Raw genomic sequence first — 19,339 nt, forward strand, 5'->3', positions numbered from 1 at the left:
GGCGATCTTGACAAGCCGCAGTCCTTTTTGCGGGGGGAGGAAACCTTTGTATTTTTCCAAAGAAAAGTTCGCCGACGTCAGCCGGGAAAGCGTCCTAACCCCGGCCATGACCGCCATCTGGGACGACCTGGGCGTCGGCGTGGCCGTGGTGAACGCCAACGGCATTTGTGAATATATGAACCCCATCCAACGGCGCGCCGACGGTTTTATCAGCATCCCGGTGGAGGGGCAGCACATCACCAAACTATATGTGCCCCACGAGCTGGACTGCATCCCGACCATCGAATGTCTGCGGAACAGCAGGCCCATCCTGAAAAAATGCTACTTCTACAAGACCACCAACAATTACCTCGCCAGCACGGTCTCTGATTTCTTCCCCCTCTACGATCGCGGAAAAAAAGACGGCGTCATCGCCTTCACCATCTGGACCGGCTCGGCTTCGCTGAGCGATCCCAAGCGGCGGCCGAAAAAAACCGTCAAACGCCCCTACTCCTATTACACGTTCGACAGCATCATCGGTCAGGACGACGGCCTGGCGGACGTGCTGACCGAAGCCCGTACAGCGGCCAAGGCGTCATCCCACGTCATGATCTGGGGCGAAAGCGGCACCGGCAAGGAGCTGTTCGCCCAGGCCATCCACTCCGGAAGCGACCGCCACGACCAGCCGTTCGTGGCCGAAAACTGCGCCGCCATTCCGGAAAACCTGCTGGAGGCGATCCTCTTCGGCACCTCCAAGGGCGCGTACACCGACGCCCCGGAAAAACCCGGCCTGTTCGAAGAGGCCAACGGCGGCACGCTGCTTCTGGACGAGTTGAACTCCATGCCGCTGGGGCTCCAGGCCAAGCTGTTGCGCGTGCTCCAGGAAAAACGGGTGCGCCGCCTCGGCTCCAGCAAGGAGATCCCGGTGGATGTGCGGGTCATCAGCATCCTGAACGAAACGCCCCTGGTCGCGGTCGGGAACGGCATCCTCCGCAGCGACCTGTATTACCGGCTCGCCGTGGTGGGCCTCGCCGTGCCGCCCCTGCGCGACAGAAAGACGGATATCCCCCTGCTGGTTCGCACGTTCATCGAACGCTCCAAGCAGGCGAGTGAAGGCTCGCTCATCGACGTGACCCCAGAAGTCCTCCGAATGTTTCAGGATTACGACTGGCCGGGGAACATCCGCGAGCTGCAACACGTCATCGAAGGCGGCCTCGCCCTGCTCGGCGACCGGGACGTCGTCGACTGCCAATCCCTGCCGCGCCACTTCCGCGAAGCGTGCGAGGCCACATGCGCCTCCGAATCCACGAACCCCATGGCGGAGACGCCGAGCCCTGGCGAGGACGTGGTGCCGGGACGGAACTATTTCGATTACCGGACGGTCAAACGGAACAGCGTCATCCCGCTCAAGCAGTGTATGCAGCGGTACGAGGCTGAATGCCTGTGCAACGTGTTGCGGGTCACGGGCGGCAATGTGGCCAAGGCCGCCCGGATTCTGGAGATCACCGCGGCCGGATTGCGCTACAAGATCAAGCAGCTCGGCATCGAGGACCGCTTCTAGGACGCGGCCCGGCCACTCGACCGGCAGACGGCATCGCGCGCCGGTCGAGCCGGATCAGAGCAGGGACCGCACCAGGCAGACGATGCCTGCAAGCGTGATGATGACCAGAAGCACCCGTCGGAACGTGTCCTGATTGACGTGCTTGGTGATGGGAAAGGCGCACAGGGTGCCCAGCATGGTCGCCGGAATCCCGTACATCGCGTATTCGAGGACGTCCGGGGTGTAGAGCCCCGCTCCGGCCTGCAAAACGCAGGTCATGGTGCCCCGGATCAGGAAGAACACGCCAAGGGTGCCGAGAAAGACCCTGGGGGACCAGCCCACGTAAAGCCCGTACGCGCCAACGGGCGGGCCGTCGAAGGATATGGCCGTGCCGAGCAGCCCCGCGCCGAATCCGGCCGCACTGCCCCGCGACCACGATTCCCGGCGGACCTCGGTGACGCGGAAGGTTCGCTGCCAATACACATAATAGAGCAGCAGCGCGCCCACGGCCCCCTGCAGGATGGTCCCGGGAACGAATTTGAGGATGAAGAGGCCGACAAAGGCCCCGGGCAGGGACCCGACGAGCATGGGCCAGAGCGCGGACACGCGGCAATGCCGGAAATGCGCTCCGGCGATGCAGCCGTCCATGACCACGTTGAGGATGCAACTGAGCGGAATCAGCTCGTGCATGGGGATGAACATGGCCGCCGCCGGAACCGCGACCATGGCCCCGCCGATGCCGCTTACGCCGGAGACGAAGCCGCCGACGAGCCACAGCCCGAATACAAGCAGATGGTTGGGATCGAACATATGGAGAAACCTGCGTGGAATCAGTGGCGCGCGAGGTTGGCCTCGCATGCAGCCAGAGACTCGTGACCCAGCTTGCGCATCAGCAGCTCGTAGCGGTCCCGCACCAGATTGCGGTGCTCCCGCCGAGCGGCTTCGACGCACTCGCGATAGGCTTCCAGGGTGGCCGGGGAATAGGTCTGAAGCTCGGACCCGAGGTAGAGGCAGAAACCGGCGTGGCCGTCGGGATGAATGCATCTCGGGAATTGGGCGGCCACTTCCTTGCGCCACTCGCCTTCCGCGATAACGATATCCCTGATGACCGGGGAATCGCTGAGGGGCGGAATCAACCGCTCCATGAGCGCGTATTTCTCGGTCATGAAGTTGCGCCCCTGCTCGGCGGCGGCCTTCAGGTCAGCCAGATAGGATTCGAGAAAGGCGTCGGACAGAACCCCATGGGAAATTTCCCGCATGAGGCGAAAGGATTCCGGGCGCTCCTGGCACTGCGATGTGCCGCCCCGGTTTTTGACCGCGAGAAACATTTCCAGTTCGCGTTCAATGATGCCGTTGATAAGTGTCTCACGGTATTGCTCGTTCATCATTCCTCCCATTGTAATCGTTAGGAAAAAGGGCCGCAATCAGGCAAAACCCATGCCGTTTCCGCAAATGAAAAAAATAACGAGCAGGACAGTGCAAAGGCGATGCCGATTTTCCAGCTCGCCCGCACTAATGATAAACACTTGCATTTATGCAATAACATCTTGGTTTCTAACACAAATCATATTTGGCACAAATCATCAGCCAACCTCCATTTCGCCTCGGGCCATTGAGGGGCGAGACAAGAGAATTTTGCAAAAAATAAAAATTTTTACAAAAAAAGATAAATTTTTACCCGTCAAAGACATCGGCACACAAGTAAATACTCTTTCGATCATAAGCTATTTTAATGAGTTAGTTAGATGGTGAAGAATTTCACGTATTGGCACCCAATTTGCTTTTCTTTGAAGCAACAACACGTGAGGTTGTTTTCAGGAGGTTCGGATTAGTGATGCAGAGGTTTCGTTCGCCCTCTGTAGTTGCGGATAAAGCCGCGCTCGGCCTGATAGGTTTCAGGAAAAGCGCGGCCCGACAGGCACCGTGAGCTCACGATACGGAGCCATCGGCAGGGGCCTTGCGGGCAGACGCTACGAGGAAAAGCGCGCTGCCGGAAAGCGGGTCCGCCCCGAAACCGGGGCCAAGGCTGCCGAAAACTCATTAAATTTGAGAGATGATCTATGTCACAAGAACAGTTGGAACTGAATAAATCCCTTTCCCCCGCCCAGGTTTGGGCACTGGCCCTCGGGTCTATCGTCGGTTGGGGATGTTTTGTACTGCCCGGAGACATGTTCCTGCCGCAGGCCGGCGTTCTCGGCACACTCATCGGCTTCACGGTTGGCGCCTTTCTCATCTGTTTCGTGGCTGTCTGCTACAGCTACATGATCAAATACGCCCCGGTCGCCGGCGGCGCTTTCGCATATGCCTACGTCGGGTTCGGCCCGTCGGCGGCCTTCATCTGCGGCTGGGCGCTCGTGCTCGGCTACATCGCCATCATCGGCATTGACGTGGCCGCGCTGGCCCTGATTTTCCGATTCCTTTTCCCGGGAGTCTTCGAATTCGGCCCATTGTATTCGATCGCCGGATGGGACGTGTACACCGGCGAAGTCCTGCTCATGACCGCGGCCACACTGCTGTTCGGCTGGATGAACTACCGGGGAACCACCTTCGCGGGCAAATTCCAGGTCGTTCTCACCTTCCTGCTCGTCGTCGGCATCTGCTCCCTGTTCACGGGAGCCGCTTCCCTGGAAACCGCCCAACCCGCCAATCTGCTGCCGCTTTTCGCCGAGCACCGCTCCGCCTTCTCCTGCGTCCTCATCATCTTCGCCATCTCCCCCTTCCTGTTCGCGGGATTTGACACCGTGCCGCAGGCCGCCGAGGAATTCACCTTCGAACCTTCCCGCGCCCGCAACCTCATGATTATCGCCATCCTGTGCGGCCTGGTGCTCTACGCCCTGGTGACGCTGGCCGTCGGCATCGCCATCCCGTATCCCGACATGCTGGCCAAGATGGACGCCATGCGCGCCGCGGGCGGAACCGCCTGGGCCACCGGCGAAGTCGCCTCCATGGCCTTCGGCAAGCTTGGCGCCGTGATCCTGGCCTGCGCCGTCATGGGCGCGGTCTGCACCGGCATCAACGGTTTCTACATCGCCACCTCCCGACTGCTGCTCAGCATGTCCCGAGGCCGCATCCTGCCCGCATGGTTCGGCGACATCCATCCCAAGTACCGTTCGCCCTACAAGGCCATCCTGTTCACCATCGCCATCGTGCTGCTGACTCCCTTCGCGGGCCGTTCCGTCATCGTCTGGATCGTTGACATGAGCTCCGTCGGAACCGGCATCGGCTACCTGTTCTCCTGCCTCGCCGCGCGCCGCGTCATCCTCGGTAGCATGGGCATCGAGAACCGGGCGCTGAGCCTGTTCTGCTGCACCATGGGCACCATCGCTTCCGTACTGTGCATCGTGCTGCTCCTCATCCCCGGCTCCCCCGCCTACATCAGCGAAGCATCCCGCTGGTGCATGGTCTCCTGGGTCGGCATGGGCGTCTTCTTCTACTTCTCCAACAGGGGCGAGTGGGCGAAGCTGTCCGAATCCGACCTGCGCGAGAGCATCCTCGGCCGCAAGGACATCCCCGTCTTCTTCAAGAGCCGTTCCCCCGAAGTGGAGGTTCAGGCCCAGGCCGACTAACCACTGTCTCCTCCTCGGCACCTCTCACCCCGCCAAACAACACCGCCCCCGCCTGCGTAAGCAGACGGGGGCGTCGTTATTTGTCCAGGCCGCCTCCTCCGGGAAACGGCGTCACAACATGCAAGGCGATCTCATCAAGGACGGCCGGAAAAAGAGCGGTCTCCGGCTCCCGCCCGGATGGACGGCATCCGAATGCGGGAAGATTCGCTCCGCCCTCGGGCGGCGGTCCCTACTCCATCCCTTCGTCCTCAAGCAGATCCCTGCCCGAGGCGGCGTTTCTGGCCAGATCGTCCACGCGCTCGTTGAACAGATGGCCCGCGTGGCCCTTGACCCAGTGAAAATTGACGTCGTGTTTTTCAATTAGCGGAAGCAGCTTCCGCCAGAGATCCTGGTTCTTGACCGGCTTTTTCGCGGCGGTTTTCCAGCCGTTGCGCTGCCAGTTCTTGAGCCAGCGTTGGGTGATGGCCTGCTGGACGTATTTGGAGTCTGTCCAGAGGTCCACGGTGCAGGCACGGGTGAGCACGGACAGCCCCTCGATGACGGCAAGCAGCTCCATGCGGTTGTTGGTGGTCCGCTTGAAACCCTGAGCAAGCTCCTTGTAGTTGTCGCCCTTTTCGCCCTTGTATTCGCCGTGGATGAGGACCGCGCCGTAGCCGCCGGGGCCGGGATTGCCCAGGCAGGAACCGTCCGTATACATGGTCACGCGATCACTCACTGCCATTCTCCTTGTTCAATGAATCGAGTTTTTTGATTATTTCAACCAGCACTTCCTGAATGGCCATGGGCCATCCGCCGTCCTTGAAGGAAGGAAGCAGGAAGGTGGTCCTGAGAGACTCTGTGAATTCCTTGCCGAGAGCCTTGCGCACGATCGGGGGAAACCGCAGCTCGACCACGTCGATGGCGGGCGCGAGCCCGATGTACATGGTCTTGTCGTCCAGGTGCGGCACCACGAAATCACCGGCGTAGACCTGTATCCGGCACTCAAGCCCCCACTTGTCGCGCAGGGCTCCCGTGAAGGACACGATCATCTTCTTCTCGTCCTTGGTCAGGACGCCCGTTTCATCATAAACGGCGCTGGCCTGATTGAGCACCTCCACCACGCGCTCATTGTTCTTCATGAACGCCCATATTACGGCGACGAAGACAAGAATCAGCGCAAGGGAGCGGACAAGCTTCTCCTTGGGCGTGGACCCGTGCACTCTGGGGATATTGATACGCATGGCTGCTCTCTATCGTCTGGGCGGCATTGAGGCAAGCACGGAAGCCGGGCTACCCCTCGCCGCGAAGGGCCTGGATGGGATCAAGCGAAGCGGCCTGCCGGGCGGGCTTGAGGCCGAAGACCAGCCCCACGGCCTGCGATCCGGCCAGGGCCATGAAAAACGCCTTCCAGGAGAACTGAATGGTCAGGATGTCCAGCCGCGACAGGAATTGACCGAGCCCCAGCCCGAGGAACAGCCCGAGCACGCCGCCGAGCATGGTCAGGGCGCACGCCTCCACGAGGAATTGCAGCATGATCGCCGAATTGCGCGCGCCCATGGCCTTTTTCAGACCGATCTCCTCCGCCCGCTCCGAAACCGATATGGAAAAGAGATTGGCCAGGACGAAGCCGCCCACCAGCACGGCGATGCCTGCGGTCACGCCCAGGAAAATGGTCAGCCCGCCCTTGAAGATGGCCAGGAACTTGAGCACCTCGTCGGCCGTCAGGATGGTGAAGTCATCGTCGTCCTCCGGCTTCAGGTGGTGCAGGTGCCGAAGCAGGGAACGCAGGTTCTCGGTGTGCGCGGCCATATAATCCGGCTCCGCGAACTTGACCCGCAACGCCCGGAAATACTTTCGGTCCAGATTGTACCGCTGAACCATGGTGGACAGGGGGATGATGATCCTGTTGTCCACATCGCCGCCTCCGCCCGAGGTCACGCCCCGGTAGGAAAGCTTGCCCACCACCTGGAACGGGATGCCCGAGACATACATGACCCGCCCCACCGGCGACTCATCCCCGAACAGCTCCCGCGAAGGCGTCTCGCCGATCAGCGCCACCTTGGCGCCGATGCGCTCGTCCTCGGCCGAAAGGTCCCGTCCCTCGCTCAGCGGCCAGTTCCACGCCTGGGAGTAGTTCTCGTAGGTGCCCACGATGACCACGTCCTGACAGCTCCGGTTGCCCGCTTTCACCGTCTGGCTGCCCCGAGCCCGCATGGGCAGCACCTGATACGCGCCCGGCAGCGACGCCCGGATGCGCTCCGCGTCGTCCCGGCTCAAGGTCAGCGTGCGCATACCGACCGCGCGCTTCTGGAAATTGCCGCCGAATACCAACGCCGCGTCCGGCCCGAACATGTCCACCATCTCCAACGCCTTGCGGTTCGCGCCGTCCACCGCCGTCACGATCAAAGTCAGCGAGGCGATTCCGAATGCAACGCCCAAAATGACAAAGATGGACCGCAACTTGAAAGCCCAAACAGCTTCCAAGCCCATGCTCACCACTCTGGTCAAGGTCCGCATCATTTTTTTTGGTGCCTCCGGCGGCCGGGGGAAGGGGAAAGGGAAACCCTTTGAAAAGGGCTTTCCCTTTCCCCTTCCCCCGAACCCCCATCCCCTTTCCCTTCCAAAACTTTTTGGGCCGCTTCGCGGAGAGGAGATGATCCGAGTTTTTCGTTCCGATCTATACGTTGTTTATCCGGGCCATTTCGTAAAGACGCGCCTTGCGTGTATCCTTCCAGCCATTGCGCCCCCCGCCGAAGGCGGCACAAAAAGTTTTGGAGGGTCCAGGGAACCTTTTTCAAAAGGTTCCCTCGCGGGGTCCGGGGCAGCGCCCCGGCCGCCGGAGGCATTTCTTTTCCAGTTACACCGTCACATCCTCCGCTATGCGCCCGTCGTGCAGGCGGATGATGCGGCCCGCTTCACTGGCCACGTCCTCGTCGTGGGTGACGAGGACGATGGTTTGTCCGGCGTCGTGCACATCGTGAAAGAGCTTCATGATGTCTCCCGATGTGGTGGAGTCGAGCTGGCCGGTGGGTTCGTCGGCCAGAAGGATGCGCGGTTTGTTGAGCATGGCGCGGGCCATGGCAACGCGCTGCTGCTGGCCGCCGGACAGGCGCGAGGGCTTGAAGTTCATGCGGTCGGCCAGTCCCACCCGATCCAGCAGCGACTCGGCGCGGACGACCAGTTCACTGCGCGGCCTGCCGGAATAAAGGCCGGGGAGGATAACGTTTTCAAGCGCGGTGGCATAGGAGATGAGGTAGAACGACTGGAACACGAACCCTAGGGCCTTGTTGCGCAGGTCGGACTGTTGGTCGTCGTCCAGATGCGAGGTGTCGTGGCCGAGAAGATGGTAGGTTCCCGCCGTGGGCCGATCGAGCAGGCCTATGATATGCAGCAGGGTGGACTTGCCCGATCCCGAGGTGCCTTGCAGGGCGATGAACTCGCCGGAAGCGACGTCCAGGGTGATGCCCTTGAGGACCTCGATGCCGGGCCGGGTCTCGTCGTCCTTCCCTTGGAAGAAGGTCTTGGTGATCCCGTCGAGGGAGATGGCCGAGGTCATCACAGGCCCTTTTTGCCGACCTTGGCGCCGGGCAGGACGAGCTGCGTGGCGACCACGTCGCCCTCGGACAGCCCTTCAGTGATCTCGGAGTTCTCCAGGCCGATGAGACCGAGCTTGGGAGCGACCTCCTCGGGTTCCCGGTTCGGATCGGTCACACGGAAACAGACCTGGCGGTCCTTGACCCATTTGAGGGCGTTGTTGGGAACGGTCAGGACGTCGTCCTTGGTCTGAACGATGATCTTGCACTGGGTGGTCATTTCGGGTCGCAGGAAGTCGGCCTGTTCGCGGGTGACCTCGACCAGGGTGCGGTAGTAGACGATGTTGTCGCGGATTTCGGGCTCGGGGTAGATACGGTCCACCACGCCCTCGAAAACCTTGTTCCGGTATGCGTCCACGGTGTAGCGCACGGCCAGGCCCGGCTTGACGCGGCCCACATCGGTCTCGTCCACGTATATCCACATTTCGAGCTTTTCCGGGTTGAGCACGGTGATGAGATTGGACACGGACAGGCCGGACACGATGGTCTCGCCCTCCTGCGCGGCCACCTGGCTGACCACGCCGTCGATGGGCGAATAGATGCTGGTGTAGGAAAGCTGGACCTTGAGGGTATCGAGCTTCGCCTTGGCCGCCGCAACGCTGAAGCGGGCCATTTCGGCGTCCTGCGTGGCCACGTCCAGGGAGTCCTGCGCTTCAAGCCGCTTCTGGACCAGGGTGCGCTTGCGCGGGAGATTCTTCTCCATGTATTCGAGCTTTGCCCGCGCCAGGTCCAGATTGGCTTTGGCCTCGGCGATGCGCGCCTTGAGTTCGCGGCCGTCGATCCTGGCGACAAGCTCGCCCTTCCTCACGTGCTCGCCGACCTTGACGGGCACGGATTCGAGCACGCCCGTGGCCTGCGCGCCGATCTTGACCTGCGCGCCCACCTGGGCCTTGACGATGCCGGTGGCCTCCAGGACCTTGGAGACGCTCCCACGTTTGACCCTATCGGTCTTGAGAACCTTGATCTTTTCGGCGGATTGGCCCGCAGTGAAGTACCAGACGCCGCCTCCGGTCAGAATCGCCGCAATGAGAATGAATATGAGTTTTTTCATTTCCGGTTGTCTTGTTCCTGTTCGATCTCCCGGCGCAGGGCGGCGGAGAAATCGGAGGGTTTGAGCGGTTTGCGGCCAAGCAGCACATCGCGAAACGTCACGGCCCTGTAAGAGTAGCCGCACCCTTTGAGAGTCCGGCCGCCCTGGTAATATAGCGATTTGGACGGATAATTTCTACATAAAGAGAGACGGGACCCATGACGGATGCAGAGATTGTCCTCGCCAAGCATGGTGCAGTCGAAGGTCAGGAACCCCTGCTCGTCACGCTTCAGGGGGACAAAGCGGCCCAGCCCCGGGGCCTCGATCACCAGCCTTTCGAACTCGGAAACATGTCGCAGCCAACGGCCTTCCTCGCTCAGGCGGATGGACCGGCAACACCGGCCGCAACAGAGGCAATGTCCGACCACCTCCACCTCGCGGCGGAGGACGAAAGACCGAAAGCGGCGAAAGAGGCCGGTCAGGCGATCAGTGAGGGCCATGCGCCCAGGCTCCTTTTTTTGTCCCATGTACCGTTTTCAATGCTTTTTCCTTCGGCTCTTCTTGACCTGCTCACGCAATGTGCCTACTTGTGTGTCATTATGAATTGGGATTGGGACAAATTACAAAAGCAGCAACAGGGGCGCCCCGGCGGCAAGCCGCCGAGCTTCGACGATTTTCAGGAGCAGTTCGACAAACTGAAGAAGTTTAAACTGCCCGGTTGGAAACTCGTCCTTCCTATCCTCGTCCTCCTCTGGATCGCCAGCGGGTTCTACATAGTTGAACCCGATGAGGTCGGCGTGGTCAAACAGTTCGGCAAGTTCAACCGTATCACCACGGCTGGTCCAAATTACCATATTCCATATCCTGTGGAAAGCGTTCTCACTCCGAAGGTGACGCAAATCCGCCGCGTGGAATTCGGTTTCAGGTCCGTTGGACGCCCCCTGACGCAAAGCTTCCAGCAGGGCGTCAGCCGCGAGGTAAAGGAAGAATCCCTGATGCTCACCGGCGACGAGAACATCGTCTCGGTGCAGTTCATCGTCCAATACCTTATCAAGGACGCCGAGCACTACCTGTTCAACGTCAACGACCCCGAACAGACCCTGGCCCATGCGGGCGAAGCGGCCATGCGCGAAGTCATCGGCAACGGCAAGATCGACGACGCCCTGACCACCGGAAAACAGGAAATCCAGGTCCAGACCCGCGAGCTGATGCAGCGCATCCTGGACAACTACCAGACAGGGTTGTCCGTGGTCGCGGTACAGATGCAGAACGTGCATCCGCCGGATGAGGTCATCGAGGCGTTCAAAGACGTGGCTAGCGCGCGCGAGGACAAGAGCCGCTTCATCAACGAGGCCGAAGCCTACCAGCGCGACATCCTGCCCAAGGCGCGCGGCGAGGCGTCCCGCATCGTCAACGCCGCCCTGGCCTACAAGGAGGCCAAGGTCCGCCGCTCCGAAGGTGACGCCGCCCGGTTCCTGGCCGTGCTGACCGAATACCGGAAGGCCAAGGACATCACGCGCGAACGACTCTATCTGGAGGCCATGGAGACAATCCTGTCCAATCCCGACACGGAAAAACTGGTCATGTCCGAAGACGCCCTGAAGCAATCTATACCCTATCTCCCCCTGGACAAGCAGCCCCGCCGGGCCGCTCCCAAGGAAGCTCAATAAGGGGAGACTCGATATGAAAAAAACGACCATCATATTCGCCGTCGCCATCATACTCGGCGCCTTTGTGCTGACTTCCGCGGCCTTCACCGTGGACCAGACCCAGCAGGCCATCGTCATCCAGCTCGGTCGTCCCGTCGGGGACAAGGCACTCGACCCCGGCCTGCACTTCAAAATGCCCTTGATCCAGACCGTGGTCTTCTTCGACGCGCGCATCCTGGACTTCGACGCCAAGCCTGAAGAGATCACCACCACGGACAAGAAGTACATGAACGTTGACTCCTACACCAAATGGAAGATCATCGATCCTCTGACTTTCTACACCAAGGTGCGCACCATCCAGGGCGCCCGCGCCCGGCTGGACGACATCGTCCGCTCGCAGCTTCGCGTGGCCCTGGGCCGCTACACCCTGATCGAGGTCGTCTCGCACAAGCGGCAGGAGATCATGGACATGGTGACCGCACGGTCCAAGGAACTGCTCATGCCCTACGGCATCGAGGTGCTGGACGTGCGCATCAAGCGCACCGACCTGCCCGCCGAAAACGCCCGGTCCATCTTCGGACGCATGAAGGCCGAGCGTGAACGTCAGGCCAAGCAGTACCGCTCCGAGGGCCAGGAGGCCTCCGCCAAGATCAAGGCCAATGCCGACAAGGAACGCGCCATCATCCTGGCCGACGCCGGAAAACAGGCCGAAATTATTCGAGGCGAAGGCGATGCCCAGGCGACCAAAATCTATGCGGACGCTTTGGGGCAATCTCCCGACTTCTACGAATTCACCCGCAGCCTTGAAGCCTACCGTAACGGATTCGGTAAGAATACCAGGTTCATATTGACGCCAAAAAGCCCCTTCCTAAAACACCTTCAATGATAAAAACACCCCCCTGTTAATTGAGGATGTGGTCACACAACGGCCACATCCTTTTTCTTTTGCCAAAAATAACCTTAAACGATATCATTGACATTATCGGGAGATTCTCCCAAAGTCCCCGGGAGATTTTCCCTACTCGTCAAAAAACGGCGAAACCTATTGTTTGGTACGGGGGATGCCCCCCATTGAAAAAATATACTGGACGGCATACAGAAGCTACGTTACTCCGATAATAGGGGGAGAGTCTCTTCATGCCGCCATCATTTGTTAAGGAGCAACTATGCCCAAGAAGAAACGGAGATGTGACGAAGCGCAACTCAAGTGGTTTGAGGAAGCCCTTGAACGCATCAAGAAGGCGACCGGGGCACGTACCCAGGTCCAATTGGCCGAGGTGCTCGACGTTCGCCAGTCCAGCATTTCAGACGCCAAGCGCCGCTGCTCTATCCCCGCCGACTGGTTCCTGAAACTGTACCGCAGCCACGGCCTGGACCCCGACTGGTTGTCCGAAGGCGTGGAGCCCGTCTACATCAATGCCGACAAGGCCAAGGTCCCGGCCGACACCCTGCTCCGCGAGACCCCGGCCCCCTACGGCCGGATGAACTCCCGCGGCCGCCTTGTCGCCGTCTCCACCATGGCGGGCGCCGACAAGGATGCCGCCGAGTGGGAACCGAAGCCCATCGAAGAGCTGTCCGTGCCCGAATCCTTCTGCCGCCCCAAACTGCTGGTGGTGAAAGTTGATTCCGCGAGCATGGATCCGGTCATCACGCGCGGCGCTTTCGTCGGCATCGACCGCGACCAGAGCGAACACCCCGACGGCGATCTGTGCGCGGTCCACTTCCCCCACCAGGGACTGACCATCCGCCGAGTCTTCCATCAGGGCGACACCTTCCTGCTCAAGGCCGACAACGAACAGTATTCCGACCTGACCATTCCTGCCGAAGAAATGAACGACCGCACTGTCGGTCGAGTCATCTGGGTGCTCCAGAACCTCGCCCCCATGTAAATCCGGGCCCAATCCGCACCAAGCAAAAAAAGACCGCCCGTTCGCCGGGCGGTCTTTTTTTGCGGTCGAAGCGCCGTAGGCCTCTACGGGTGCACGCCCCCCTTGACTTGGGACCGCAAGCGGCCCTACTCTCCGGGCCATGACTACCTCAGAGAAGCCCACCACACAGGCCAAGGCCAAGCCCGTCACCGCCCCCGTCATCCAGGGCATGAAGGGCGGAGCGAAGATCTGCTGCATGACCGCCTACGATTATCCGTCCGGGCTCATCGCCGACCAGGCGGGCGTGGATCTCGTTCTGGTGGGCGACTCCGTGGCCATGGTCGTGCTCGGCCGCGAGGACACCCTGTCCGTGACCGTGGACGAGATGGTCCACCACACCAGGGCGGCGGCAAGGGGCGTCAAACGCGCGTTGCTCGTGGCCGACATGCCGTTCATGTCGTTCGCCACCGTGGACCGGGCGCTGGAAACCGCCCACCGTCTCATGAGCGAAGGCGGCGCCAAGGCGGTCAAACTCGAAGGCGGCCGAACCGTGGTCCCGCAAATCACCGCCCTGACCGAAGCGGGCGTGCCGGTCATGGCCCACGTTGGCCTGACCCCTCAGCACCTCGCCAGATTCGGTGGATTCAAAGCCCAGGGCAAATCCGCCGAGGCCACCCGCGTGCTCGTCGAGGACGCACAGGCCGTCGAGGCCGCCGGAGCATTCTGCGTGGTCCTGGAGGCCATGCCCGTGGAGGCGGCCCAGGTCATCACCGAGGCCGTGACCATCCCGACCATCGGCATCGGCGCAGGCAACGTGACTGACGGCCAGATTCTGGTCTACCACGACGCACTGGGCCTGTTCGACAGGTTCACGCCCAAGTTCGTCCGCCGCTTCGCCGAATTGGGCGAGGCGTCGCGCAAGGCCGTGGAACTGTATTGCGCGGAAGTCCGGCGCACCACCTTCCCCGGCGACAAGAACACCTTCTACATGCCCAGCGACGAGGTCGCCCAGGTCCGCAAGATCAAGATCAAACCCAGAAAGAAGTAGATGACCCTCGACTTCTCCTGGCCGGTGCTCTGGAACGGCCTGTTCTGGCCGCTCATCAGACTGACGTTCTATATCTCCGTGGCCCTGATGGTGGGCATCCTCATCGAGTCCCTGCGCTGGACCCGGTATGCCGCCAAGCTGGCCGATCCGCTGGCGCGGCGCGCCCGGCTCAAGGACATCTCGGCGGCGAGCTTCACCATGGCCTTTTTCTCGGGGCTCACGGCCAACACCATGCTCGCCGAAGCCCATGAAAAAGGCGAACTGTCGGACCGGGAACTGGTCCTCTCCAACCTGTTCAACTCCCTGCCCACCTACTTTCTGCACCTGCCGACCATATTCTTCATCGCCAGCCCGTTCATCGGCTCTGCCGCCTACACCTATGTGGGCCTGACCGCGCTCGCGTCGGTGCTCCGGACCATGGGCATCGTCTTCGCGGGCAAATTCCTGCTCCCGCCCCTGCCCGAGGGGTGCCTGCCGTGCAGGCTTTCCGAGATCAACGACCAATGGAACAAGTCCGGGACGAAGATCACCTCGCGGGCGTTCCGGCGGCGGCCCGTCAAGGTGCTGCTCATCGTCCGGCGCCGCCTCTCGGCCACCCTGTCCAAGGCGCTCAGGCAAGCCTGGCGAAGGTTCACCAAACGGCTGCCAAAGATTCTCTATCTCACCTGCCCCATCTACACCCTGTTCTTCGTGCTCAAACAGCTCGGCATGTTCGCCTGGATACAGTCGGCCATGGCTGACGGCATCCCGCTGTTCACCTTCCTGCCGCCCGAAGCCCTGTCCATCGTGGCCTTTCACATGGCCGCCGAGTTCACCGCGGGATTGGCCGTGGCCAGTGCGCTCATCGCCGACACCAGCCTTACCCAGGTCCAGGTTATTCTCGCGCTCATGCTCGGGAACGTGCTCTCCTCGCCCGTACGCGCCTTCCGCCACCAATTTCCCTACTACGCGGGCATCTTCCGTCCGCGCATGGCCTTCAAGCTGATTCTCTACAATCAGGTTTCCCGCAGCCTGACCATCGCCCTGGTGGGTACTGTCTACGCCCTTATAATGAACTGATCCCCGTTCACATTGTGCAACGCTGCACATTTTTTTGTGCAATGCACATCACATTGCACAAACGTTGAACATGCAACTAGTACCCAACCAGCTGTAATTATTGACTTGAAAAGTTTGGCACGCCCTATGCTTAAAGCAAGTCATGATTGATGCAGTTACCGTCACTCTCATCATCCTGGCCGTCGTGTTGTTGCGGCGGCCCCTCCTCACCGACCCGGACGCCGCCCCCGGCGTCCGGGAAGACGGGGAAGACAACGGCTTTACGGCCCGTGTTCCCGTGCCCGTCCGGACGACAACCCCCCATCCCGTCTGGATCAAACGGTACGACGATCAGGCCTGATAGCATATACCATACCTCCCTTGAAAAGCAGTTTCTAACCTCAAAACCCCTCCTCAAAAGCAGACCTCCAACCCCTGAAAGGGCCGCGCCAGCGGCCCTTTCACCCTTTCAGGGCCAGCGTACTTCCGTTCATCGCTCCCACTTTTCTTGTCAGAATAGCCCTAAACGCGTATGTATATACCAAATCGGCATACTCAAAACAGCCCGGACGTACGCGCATGAACGATCCCAACAACCACGACCCGAACGACAACCTGCTCGATCTCACCGATGACGAGCGCCTCGCCCTCGTGGTGGAACGCATCGAGGCGAAGTTTCTCGACTACAACGGGTACGACTTCTCCCGGCGGCAAAACATCGCCCTGAACATATTCTTCGAACTCTCCCAGGAAATGCGCGGCCGGGAGATGTTCTACGCGGTCTGCATGGCCATCCCCCACGCCCTGTTCGACCTGGAATCGACCATGTACATCCTGGAGGACGAGGAGACCTTCGCCCTGGCCGCCTGCTCCTCCGGCAAATGCGACAAGGAGTCCGTTCAGCCCTGGAGCGACGTGATGAACCACCGCCTGACGATCAAGGGCGAGGACATGTACATCCCCATCCGGGGGAACCCGGAATACAACGACATGCTCACCTTCGAACCGCCCCACAACGTCCTGGGCTGCTTTGTGATGCGCCCCTCCTCCGGCCTCCCGGGACACATCCGCCTCTTCCTCGAAAAATACGTCAACCGCGTGGGCTACCAGCTCCACCATCGCATCATCCGGGCCCGCAACCGCGAGCATATCGCCTTCATCAAGTCCATGGTTCAGGACATCGGGCATAACGTCATCGTACCCAACATGTACTTCAAGCTCTATTTCAACCGGCTCAAGCGCAAGATCGAAGAGTTGCACCTGACCACCACCACCATCCTCGCGGAGATGAACAAAGCCGCCGACCCGGAACAAATACGGGAGGGCAACCGGCTGGCGCAGATCGTCGGCGGCATCGAGGCCCAGTACCAGGAAATATACAGCCACTACGAGTCCACTTCGATGTTCCTTGAGACCCTGCTCAGGCGGCAGCATTTCGAGGAGGGGCGCTACGTGCTCGACAAGCGGGACGTTAACCTGCGCACCACGGTGGTCGACCCGATGGTCGAACGGTTCCGCCACCGATTCGACGAGCAGGACATCCGCTTCTCACTGGCCCGGGAATGCGCCGAGGATCAAGTCATCCGGCTGACCCTTGACCGAGGACTCATCGCACAGGTTCTGGACAATCTGTTGTCCAACGCTCTCAAATACACCGAAGATACTTCGGTCGACGGCGGCAGGAAAGAGCGGCACGTGTCGTACGGCTGGAAGGTCGTCGACGATTTCTTTGGCCCGGACAAACCCGGCATCCGCCTGTGGATAGCTTCCACGGGCAACCCGCTCGACCTCAAGGAGCCGCTGGAGGTCTTCAAGCCCGGATTCCGCGCCAAGAACGTGGCCAGCAGGCCCGGCACCGGCCACGGCCTCTACTTCGTCCGCCAGGTGGTTGAACTGCACGGCGGCAAGGTCTCTTACACCCATACCGACCAGCGCAACGTGTTCTCGTTCGTTCTCCCGTTCGAGCGGTCCTAGGCCAGCGCAAGCCGCGAGGGCATCCCGAAGACAGGCAGCCCGGCTTGACAAAGAGCCGGCTTGTCCTGTCAGATTCGGAATCGTTTCTCCCGCAACCCGGAGCCCGTATGGATTGGGATACCTATCTGGTGTTTCTGGCCGCCACCGTGGCGGTGCTGCTCATTCCCGGCCCCACCGTGATGATGGTGGTAGGCAGCGCGCTGGCGCAGGGCAGGCGCGCCGCCGTGCCGCTCGCTCTCGGCGTGGGGCTGGGCAACGCCGTGGCCGCAGCGGCTTCCCTGGCCGGGCTGGGTGTGCTGCTGGCCGCTTCCGCCGAGCTGTTCACCCTCTTCAAATGGGCCGGGGCCGCTTACCTCATCTACCTGGGCGTCAAGACGTGGCTGGCCGCCCCGGACACCGGCGCGGAGCCGAAACCCGCCCGGCGCGCAAAGGGCCGAACCCACCTGCTCAACGCCTGCGTTGTCACGGCCACCAACCCCAAAGCCATCGTATTCCTGTGCGCCTTCCTGCCCCAGTTCATCACCCCGAACCGTCCCTATCTGCCCCAGTTGCTCGTTCTGGAGCTCACGGTTCAGGTCCTGACCATGCTCGTGGCCCTGTTCTACGCCCTGCTCGCGGTCCAGGCCCACCGCCTCGTCGCCGATCCGGGCTCCATGCGGCTCATAAACAGGATCGGCGGCACCTCGCTTATCGGCGCGGGCATTCTCACCGCCGCCCTCAAGCGGACTTAGCCGTCAACAGCGGCGTTTCTCCGGCAAGACGCGACCAAATCGCCCCGTCCCTGCATGAGACGGAGTGAACAAGGCCGTGCCGGAACGCCAAGCGCCCGGCCGACGCGTCACTCCGTTTCGGAAGACGGCCGAGAAGCCGTTTCGACCGCTTTCACGGCCAGGAGACGACGATAATAGGAGAGGCAGAGGCAGGTCATGGGCAAGGCGATCAAAAGCCCCAGAAAGCCGAGGAGCCTGCCCCAGATGGACAGGGAAAGAAGAATGAGCCACGGGGAAAGCCCCAGGCTCTCACCCTGGATCTTGGGAACCAGCACGGCATCCTGAATGACCTGGACCACGGCCATGACCGCCATGGCGAGGCCGATGCCCACCCAGACGGACTCGCCCGCCTCAAGCGAATCGAGCCCGGCCAGGAACAGCACCGGGATAACCCCGGCCACCCCCAGGTAGGGGGCGATGTTAAGGATGCCGATGAGCATTCCCATGACCAGGCCAAGGGGCAGGCCGATGAGCAAGAAGCCGATGGACATGAGCACGCCGACGATCAGGCAGACGATGATCTGGCCGCGAAAATACAGGCCCATGGTCTTCTCGAACTCGCCCAGAAAACCCGTCACGCTTTCGCGGTACCGGGCGGGAAGATAGTCCTGCCATCCGGCCTTGATACGCCCGAAATCGGCCAGCAGGAAAATGACGTACAGCAGGATGACGAACACCCCGAAGATTCCGGCCACGGCATTGATCGCGCCCACGGCCACGCCCCGAATGCCCGGGACGACGTTTCCGGCCACGGCTTTGGCCGCGTTGAGCGCACCCTGGGCCGTGAACAGTTCCTGCACCTCCGGCGTTTGCACGGTCTCCCGCACCCACGCCCAGATATCCGGCGGCAGGTGGGCGGCCACCTTGTCGGCCAACTCCGTGTTGGAGACCAGCCGCGACAGGACCTGGCCCATGTGCGCGAACTCATTCACCATCATGGGCACCACCAACAGGATTACGGCGGCCGAGACAACGACCAGCAGAAGCATGGTCAGAAGCACCGCCACGCCCCGGTTGCCCACGCGCTTTTCAAGGGAACACGTCAGGGGATTGAGCAGATAGGCCACCAGCAGGGCAGCAACGAACGGCACGAGCACGCCAGACAGATAGCCAAGCAGCCAGACCATGCCGATGAAAAAACCGGCCCCCAAAACCATCCGCACCACGGAATCCAGGGTGTACGGCTTGTCGTTGTCGAACATGGCCCCTCCTGCATATTCTGTAAGGATTCGAATCTCCCCCGTCCTTATCAGCCCTCCTCCGTTTAGACAACGACCACTTCCGTGACGATGCCTCGGACGGCGA

At 61.2% G+C, this 19,339-nt stretch carries 19 protein-coding genes; 10 read left to right on the plus strand and 9 right to left on the minus strand.

Annotation, left to right across the window (positions count from 1 at the left end):
- Positions 1–46: 46 nt before the first annotated feature.
- On the plus strand, positions 47–1,540 hold the full coding sequence (locus LF599_RS16430) for a sigma-54 interaction domain-containing protein (protein WP_279521552.1): 1,494 nt from the start codon (positions 47–49) through the stop codon (positions 1,538–1,540).
- Positions 1,541–1,594: 54 nt separating this feature from the next.
- Here the strand turns inward: LF599_RS16430 and LF599_RS16435 are convergent, their stop codons facing one another.
- Together LF599_RS16435 and LF599_RS16440 are read right to left on the minus strand one after the other, a co-directional pair.
- Positions 1,595–2,329, minus strand: a complete 735-nt coding sequence (locus LF599_RS16435; protein WP_269940276.1) for a sulfite exporter TauE/SafE family protein — start codon at positions 2,327–2,329, stop codon at positions 1,595–1,597.
- A 20-nt stretch (positions 2,330–2,349) separates the two neighbouring features.
- Positions 2,350–2,907, minus strand: a complete 558-nt coding sequence (locus LF599_RS16440) for a DUF4125 family protein (protein ID WP_279521554.1) — start codon at positions 2,905–2,907, stop codon at positions 2,350–2,352.
- Between the two features lie 672 nt (positions 2,908–3,579).
- On the opposite strand from LF599_RS16440, the gene LF599_RS16445 reads away from it, so the two are divergent.
- Entirely contained in the window at positions 3,580–5,085 is a 1,506-nt protein-coding gene (locus LF599_RS16445; protein ID WP_279521555.1) for an APC family permease, read from the plus strand.
- Between the two features lie 229 nt (positions 5,086–5,314).
- On the opposite strand, the gene rnhA is transcribed toward LF599_RS16445, so the two are convergent.
- The 6 genes from rnhA to LF599_RS16475 all read right to left on the minus strand — a co-directional run bounded on the left by rnhA (position 5,315) and on the right by LF599_RS16475 (position 10,187).
- Complete coding sequence (rnhA, locus tag LF599_RS16450; protein ID WP_269940280.1) at positions 5,315–5,806, minus strand: ribonuclease HI; 492 nt, start codon at positions 5,804–5,806, stop codon at positions 5,315–5,317.
- The gene (locus tag LF599_RS16455; protein ID WP_279521556.1) at positions 5,793–6,305 is read right to left on the minus strand and encodes a hypothetical protein; all 513 of its coding nucleotides are present in this window, start codon (positions 6,303–6,305) and stop codon (positions 5,793–5,795) included. Before LF599_RS16455 ends, rnhA begins: the two co-directional genes overlap by 14 nt.
- Before the next feature lie 49 nt (positions 6,306–6,354).
- Complete coding sequence (locus LF599_RS16460) at positions 6,355–7,584, minus strand: ABC transporter permease (protein WP_269940282.1); 1,230 nt, start codon at positions 7,582–7,584, stop codon at positions 6,355–6,357.
- Positions 7,585–7,921: 337 nt separating this feature from the next.
- A complete protein-coding gene (locus tag LF599_RS16465) occupies positions 7,922–8,620 on the minus strand; it encodes an ABC transporter ATP-binding protein (protein WP_269940283.1) in 699 nt (232 codons plus the stop codon).
- Positions 8,620–9,708 (minus strand): efflux RND transporter periplasmic adaptor subunit, encoded by a 1,089-nt coding sequence (locus LF599_RS16470; protein ID WP_279521557.1) that lies wholly within the window; start codon positions 9,706–9,708, stop codon positions 8,620–8,622. The genes LF599_RS16465 and LF599_RS16470 overlap by 1 nt, the downstream gene beginning before the upstream one ends.
- A complete protein-coding gene (locus tag LF599_RS16475; RefSeq protein WP_269940284.1) occupies positions 9,705–10,187 on the minus strand; it encodes a YkgJ family cysteine cluster protein in 483 nt (160 codons plus the stop codon). Before LF599_RS16475 ends, LF599_RS16470 begins: the two co-directional genes overlap by 4 nt.
- A gap of 99 nt (positions 10,188–10,286) precedes the next feature.
- On the opposite strand from LF599_RS16475, the gene hflK reads away from it, so the two are divergent.
- The 8 genes from hflK (at position 10,287) to LF599_RS16515 (ending at position 17,995) form a co-directional block, all read left to right on the plus strand.
- Positions 10,287–11,357, plus strand: a complete 1,071-nt coding sequence (hflK, locus tag LF599_RS16480) for an FtsH protease activity modulator HflK (RefSeq protein WP_279521558.1) — start codon at positions 10,287–10,289, stop codon at positions 11,355–11,357.
- Between the two features lie 13 nt (positions 11,358–11,370).
- Positions 11,371–12,222, plus strand: a complete 852-nt coding sequence (hflC, locus tag LF599_RS16485; protein ID WP_279521559.1) for a protease modulator HflC — start codon at positions 11,371–11,373, stop codon at positions 12,220–12,222.
- Between the two features lie 280 nt (positions 12,223–12,502).
- Complete coding sequence (locus tag LF599_RS16490) at positions 12,503–13,225, plus strand: LexA family transcriptional regulator (RefSeq protein WP_272701000.1); 723 nt, start codon at positions 12,503–12,505, stop codon at positions 13,223–13,225.
- Between the two features lie 139 nt (positions 13,226–13,364).
- Positions 13,365–14,252, plus strand: coding sequence for a 3-methyl-2-oxobutanoate hydroxymethyltransferase (panB, locus tag LF599_RS16495; protein WP_269940288.1), 888 nt, complete (start codon positions 13,365–13,367; stop codon positions 14,250–14,252).
- Positions 14,253–15,311, plus strand: a complete 1,059-nt coding sequence (locus LF599_RS16500; RefSeq protein ID WP_279521560.1) for a hypothetical protein — start codon at positions 14,253–14,255, stop codon at positions 15,309–15,311.
- Between the two features lie 142 nt (positions 15,312–15,453).
- Positions 15,454–15,651, plus strand: coding sequence for a hypothetical protein (locus tag LF599_RS16505; RefSeq protein WP_279521561.1), 198 nt, complete (start codon positions 15,454–15,456; stop codon positions 15,649–15,651).
- 218 nt (positions 15,652–15,869) lie between these two features.
- Entirely contained in the window at positions 15,870–17,264 is a 1,395-nt protein-coding gene (locus LF599_RS16510) for a sensor histidine kinase (RefSeq protein ID WP_279521562.1), read from the plus strand.
- Positions 17,265–17,371: 107 nt separating this feature from the next.
- Entirely contained in the window at positions 17,372–17,995 is a 624-nt protein-coding gene (locus LF599_RS16515; RefSeq protein ID WP_269940293.1) for a LysE family translocator, read from the plus strand.
- A gap of 107 nt (positions 17,996–18,102) precedes the next feature.
- Here the strand turns inward: LF599_RS16515 and LF599_RS16520 are convergent, their stop codons facing one another.
- Positions 18,103–19,236, minus strand: a complete 1,134-nt coding sequence (locus LF599_RS16520; RefSeq protein ID WP_279521563.1) for an AI-2E family transporter — start codon at positions 19,234–19,236, stop codon at positions 18,103–18,105.
- Between the last annotated feature and the right edge of the window lie 103 nt (positions 19,237–19,339).

Source organism: Pseudodesulfovibrio thermohalotolerans (assembly GCF_021353295.2).
GTDB classification, from domain to species: Bacteria; Desulfobacterota; Desulfovibrionia; order Desulfovibrionales; family Desulfovibrionaceae; genus Pseudodesulfovibrio; species Pseudodesulfovibrio thermohalotolerans.